This is a genomic window from Mycobacterium sp. TH-M106, from assembly GCF_057473765.1.
The window spans coordinates 1-4,715 of the sequence record NZ_JBYCLE010000567.1 but is presented as its reverse complement, the minus strand read 5'-3'; the positions used below and the strand labels follow the sequence as shown (position 1 = coordinate 4,715).

Below are 4,715 nucleotides of genomic sequence, written 5' to 3'. Positions count from 1 at the left end.
TGGCCACCAAGACCATATCGATCGATCTCGAGGCATACGAACGCCTGCGAGCTGCCCGGCGTTCGCCCGACGAATCGTTTTCTCGTGTCATCAAGCGGGCGCACTGGCGCGACGAGGTTCCCACGGCGGCGGCGTTGCTCGGTGCACTCGCTGAGCTGCCGACCGTGAGCGACGATGTTCTCCTGCGTCTCGATGACGCGCAGCGCCGCGACGCACCGCCGGAGGATCCGTGGCGCTCCGGTTGAGCGTCGACACGACGTTTCTCATCGACCTGCAACGCGAACACTCCGCCGGCGACGACGACGGCGCCGCGCATCGATTCCTCAAGCGCTCACCCGAGGCCGAGTTGTTTCTCTCGACGATCGCGCTGGGCGAGTTCGCCGAAGGATTCGATGACGTCGAGCACCCGGCCGTCGCAGCCATGCGCGAGGGGCACACCCTCGTACCGGTCGACGATCGCACGGCGCTGGTCTACGCAAGGGTGGTACGCGAGCTGCGTCGTCGTGGCGAACTGATCGGCAGCAACGACCTCTGGATCGGTTGCACAAGCCTGCGATTGGGCATTCCGATTGTCACCGCCGACACGGCGGACTTCCGGCGGATCGACGGCCTGGGCATCGTGTCGTACCGCTAAAGCTCGCCGAGTCCTGATGCGGGAACCGGCGCGGCCCGCCCGCCGTCATACCCGTCATGGGAGAACAACATGTCTATGCCGACATCGCGGCGTTGCGCGCGGTGGCAGACCGGTTCGACGCCACCGCAGAGGCCGTCGACGGCGTGGTGCGCACCCGGTTTCCCCGGCTGGCGTTCGACGGCGCCAATGCCGGTCGGGCTCATGCCGCCGGTGGTGATGCGCTGCGGCGCGCCCTGGACCGGTGGGCCACTGAGTTGGCGAACTGGTCGCGGGCCAGCGCCGAGATCGCGGCTGCGTTGCGGGTCGGCGCGGCTGGCTACACCGACGCCGAGCTGCGCGCAACGACCCGGGTCGGTTGAGGCGTGGCTGAGCGGTTCGACGTGCCCGCGCGGCTGGCCGAGGGCCGAGAAGCCGTGGAACACACCCAAACCTACGTGTCGGCCTGCCGGCTGCGCGGCTATCAGCATCCCGACCTGACCGCACACGGCGCGCAGGTGCGCGACTGGTACGACGGCGAGGACGGCTTGGACCTGTGGCTGCTCGACGGTGACTTCGCCGAGCTGCGCGCGGCCGTCGATGCGGCCGAGGAGGCGCTGCGGGTGCAGCGCACGCAGGCCGGTGAGCTCGGCGCGGCGTGGCGGGGGCCGGGAGCCGACGCCGCCGTGGGGTTTCTGCGCCGGCACTGCGCCGCCGCGGAAGCGGTAGCCGCCGGGCTGCGGGTGGCCGCCGAGCAGTGCGCGGCGCTGCGCGACGATCTGTGGCGGCTGGTCGATGACAAAGTGGCAACGACGATGGCCGCTGATGACCGCACTGGCGCGCAACGCCCGGTGTGGCTGGCCGCCGCGCACACCGTGCTGGCCGGCTCCGGAGGCACACAAGCCGCCGACGACATCATCGACCAGCAGGTAAAACCCTACGTAGACAACGATATTGGCACCGAGTGGCTCACCGCGATGCGCTCGGCGCGGACGTCGGTGGCGGGCGCCTACGACGCGGCCGCCGCCGCGGCGGCGCCCGGGACGGGGATGGTTTTTCCGATACCCGCCGAACTGGGCCCGCGCTACCAACCCGACGAGCTGGTGTCTCCGGCTCCGCTTGTGCCGATCGCCCCGGTCGCCGCGGTGGAACCGCCACCGAACCCGCCGCCGGCCCAGCCCGATCCACTGCCGGCCCAGCCCGATCCGGTTCCACCGGCCGCCGCGCCGCCCGAGCCGTCGCCCGCGCGGCTCGATGGCGCCCCGCCCGCCGAGGTTGCCCCGCCCGCCGACGCGGGTCTGCCCGGCGGATTCAGCCTGCCCACCGGCGCAGGCCTGCCCCTCGGCGGCGGAGGTCTCGGCGGCCTGATTCCGCGGATCGCCGACGCGATCGGCGGGCTGGGATCACCCGACGACGGCCGCACCGAACAGGGACTCGACGAGCCGCTCGATGACGAGCCCGCGCGAGACGACGCCGACGACGCCGACGACGCCGACGATGCCGACGACGCTGCCGACGCCGAGGGCGCAGCCGAGCCCGTGGACGAACTCGACGCGACGGCGCCAGCGCCCTCGCCAGAGCCCGCAGACGAGGTCGCCGCCACCCACGACGAGGCTGCGGTGCCCGCGGGTCAACCAATGGCCCCGCCACCGCCGGACTCACCGGCTCCGCGGGCCGGCGGCGCAGAAACGCCGTGTGAGATCGCCGCCGACGAGTTGCCCCAGGCCGGGGAGTGATCGGGGTGGCCTCCCTCAGAGTCAACGCGCTGGACTTGCAGATGGCACACGGTTACCGTTCCCAGCGGCCACCGCGTGATCCGACCAGGTGTCGTTCGGGTTGTCCGCAAGGCGATCGACACCTGCGACTGTGGAAAGGAGGGCCGCTCGTCGACTGTCGACGTTGGGGTGATGGTGGACGACACACCGCTGGTGGGTGTGTCTTTTCAGCGCGTCAGCCAACTCGCCGGAAACGTGAGGTGATCCAGTTGTAACGGTTCGCGAAGTCAGCGCCACCCGCCGCCGTCAAGACCGTTCACTGGACGTGGCGGCGACGAGCTGGGACACGCGACCGCGTGAAACCTCTAGGACGGCAGCAATATCGGCGACGGAGAATCCCTGCTGGCGGAGTTCCCGAGCGATCCTACGGCTTTCATGACCGGCTTTGATCTGCTCGGCTTCGGCATGCCGGCGCATGTTGCGCATCGCGATGATCCGCTGACCGAGTTCGCCCAGGTCGGTCTCGACGATGACATGAACATCGGATTCCGGCGTCCCGGCCTGCGAGACGACGTAGTCGCGTGCTTCGTCGGCGGCGGTTGCAAGGGTACGGCTTTGGGTGACCCCAACGCCGTGGACATGAAGTTCCCAGCCTTTTGCCCACCTTGTTGCACGGCTGGTCCAGATCACGTGCGATCCTTCCCCGGCCGGGCAACGCACCCATGTCGGCGTAGCGCTTTGGCCACATCCCGGTACTCTATCGACTTCACCACGACAATAATTTAGCCGGGCTGACAGTACTATCTAGGGGGGCTAAATTTATGTCGATACGGTCAACCGAGGAGCACATGGTGTCTGCCCGGCCGCCAAGGCCATTCGGGTGGCCCTGACACCTGCTCGGGGCAGCAGAAAACAACTTCCCTACAAGAACGGAATGATGGGAGGCCCGCCGGACCCGCCGGCGCCGCCGTTGCCGACGAAGTTGAGCCACGTTGCCGCCGGTCCCGTCGTTGCCGCCGCCGCGGCCTGGCCTCGCTGGCACGAGATGCCGTTGCATCGACCACCGGAAGGGAGTCCAATGTCTGATGTGACCGCGCGCCCGGACTCATGGCACGCCGCACGCGATCTTGTGAAGCAGCGTGGCTACCAACGACAGGACGAGCCGTTCACCTTGGCAAGCGGCCGGCAGAGCCACGACTACATCGATGGCAAGTATGCGGTGAGCCACGGCGACAACTTGGCCTTGGTGGCCAGGGCGGTGGCCGACCTCGCCGAGGCGAACGGAATCGAGTTCGACGCCGTCGGCGGGCTGACGATGGGCGCGGATGCCCTGGCGATAGCCATTGCTGTGGTGGCCGGCAAGAGTTGGTTCTCGGTGCGTAAAGAACGCAAGGAGCGTGGCCGCAACCAATGGATCGAGGGCACCCGCTTCGGCGATGCAACGAGGGTGTTGCTCGTCGACGACGTCGTCAGCACGGGCGGCTCTGTCTTGACGGCGTATCGCCGGGTGACCGATCAGGGCGGCGTCGTCACCGGCGTGATCCCGATGGTCGACCGTGGCGACGCGGCGGCGAAGCTCTTCGTCGACCGCGGCGTGCCCTACATTCCCCTGATGACCTACCGCGATCTCGGCATCGACCCGCTGTAGCCGCTACGACGAGGCGACCGGCAGCGCCTGGCTACTGGTGATCGCCTGCGCCACCCCGGCCACGATGGAAGCGGCCTTGAGCGCCTCGAAGATCGTCTCGCGGCTCACACCGGCCTCCCGGACCGTGTGCTCGTGGGCGCCCAGGCACGCCGAGCAGCCGTTGATCGCCGAGACCGCAAAACACCACAGTTCGAAGTTGACCTTGCTGACCCCGGGGTTGGCCAGGATGTTCATCCGCAGCCCCGGTCGGAGATCGTCGTAGGCGCCGTCGAGGAAGTGCCGTCCGCGGTAGAACACGTTGTTCATACCCATGATCGACGCCGTGCCCAACGCGGCCTGATATGCCTCGGCCGAGAGATTGTCGGCGGCTTCAGCGCCGATTTCGGCCAGCACCTGGGTGTTAGCCGTGGCCGCCGCGCATGCCAGCAGGGTGCCCCACAGCTGTTCGTCGTCGAGTGCGGTGGTGCGGGTGATGGAGCCGAGGTTGAGCTTGAGGTCCTTGGCGTACTCCGGTATCGCAGCCTTGAGGTTGTCGATACTCATCCGGTCCTCACACTGCTTCCTTGAGCAGCTCGCCCGCGTTGAGCGTCGGGTCGCCCTTGTGCCAGTTACACGCACACAGCTCGTCGGACTGCAGCGCGTCGAGCACCCGCAGCACCTCGTCGACGTTGCGGCCGACCGACCCGGCGGTCACCGACACGAACTGGATGTCGTTGTTGGGATCGACGATGAAGGTGGCCCG

The 4,715-nt window shown here is 68.4% G+C and carries 7 protein-coding genes and 1 pseudogene; 5 read left to right on the top strand and 3 right to left on the bottom strand.

All coding sequences use genetic code 11. The features are described from left to right. The 4 genes from AC2VOP_RS19425 to AC2VOP_RS19410 form a co-directional block, all read left to right on the top strand. Window positions 1-245, top strand: a 245-nt coding sequence (locus tag AC2VOP_RS19425; protein ID WP_486962485.1) for an antitoxin VapB family protein, incomplete at its 5' end; no start/stop codon positions are given. Further along, on the top strand, window positions 230-634 hold the full coding sequence (locus AC2VOP_RS19420) for a type II toxin-antitoxin system VapC family toxin (RefSeq protein WP_486962484.1): 405 nt from the start codon (window positions 230-232) through the stop codon (window positions 632-634). The genes AC2VOP_RS19425 and AC2VOP_RS19420, both read left to right, overlap by 16 nt. A gap of 56 nt (window positions 635-690) precedes the next feature. Then, window positions 691-993, top strand: a complete 303-nt coding sequence (locus AC2VOP_RS19415) for a type VII secretion target (RefSeq protein ID WP_486962483.1) — start codon at window positions 691-693, stop codon at window positions 991-993. A 3-nt stretch (window positions 994-996) separates the two neighbouring features. After that, window positions 997-2,346, top strand: coding sequence for a hypothetical protein (locus AC2VOP_RS19410; protein WP_486962482.1), 1,350 nt, complete (start codon window positions 997-999; stop codon window positions 2,344-2,346). 285 nt (window positions 2,347-2,631) lie between these two features. On the opposite strand, the gene AC2VOP_RS19405 is transcribed toward AC2VOP_RS19410, so the two are convergent. Further along, entirely contained in the window at window positions 2,632-3,015 is a 384-nt protein-coding gene (locus AC2VOP_RS19405) for an antitoxin HicB (RefSeq protein ID WP_486962481.1), read from the bottom strand. 388 nt (window positions 3,016-3,403) lie between these two features. On the opposite strand from AC2VOP_RS19405, the gene pyrE reads away from it, so the two are divergent. Beyond that, window positions 3,404-3,973: an orotate phosphoribosyltransferase gene (gene pyrE / locus AC2VOP_RS19400; RefSeq protein WP_486962480.1), complete on the top strand. Its 570-nt coding sequence runs from the start codon at window positions 3,404-3,406 to the stop codon at window positions 3,971-3,973. Between the two features lie 3 nt (window positions 3,974-3,976). On the opposite strand, the gene AC2VOP_RS19395 is transcribed toward pyrE, so the two are convergent. Together AC2VOP_RS19395 and AC2VOP_RS19390 are read right to left on the bottom strand one after the other, a co-directional pair. After that, window positions 3,977-4,516: an alkyl hydroperoxide reductase gene (locus AC2VOP_RS19395; protein ID WP_486962479.1), complete on the bottom strand. Its 540-nt coding sequence runs from the start codon at window positions 4,514-4,516 to the stop codon at window positions 3,977-3,979. Between the two features lie 7 nt (window positions 4,517-4,523). Then, a pseudogene (locus AC2VOP_RS19390) lies at window positions 4,524-4,715 on the bottom strand (peroxiredoxin); the annotation flags it as partial.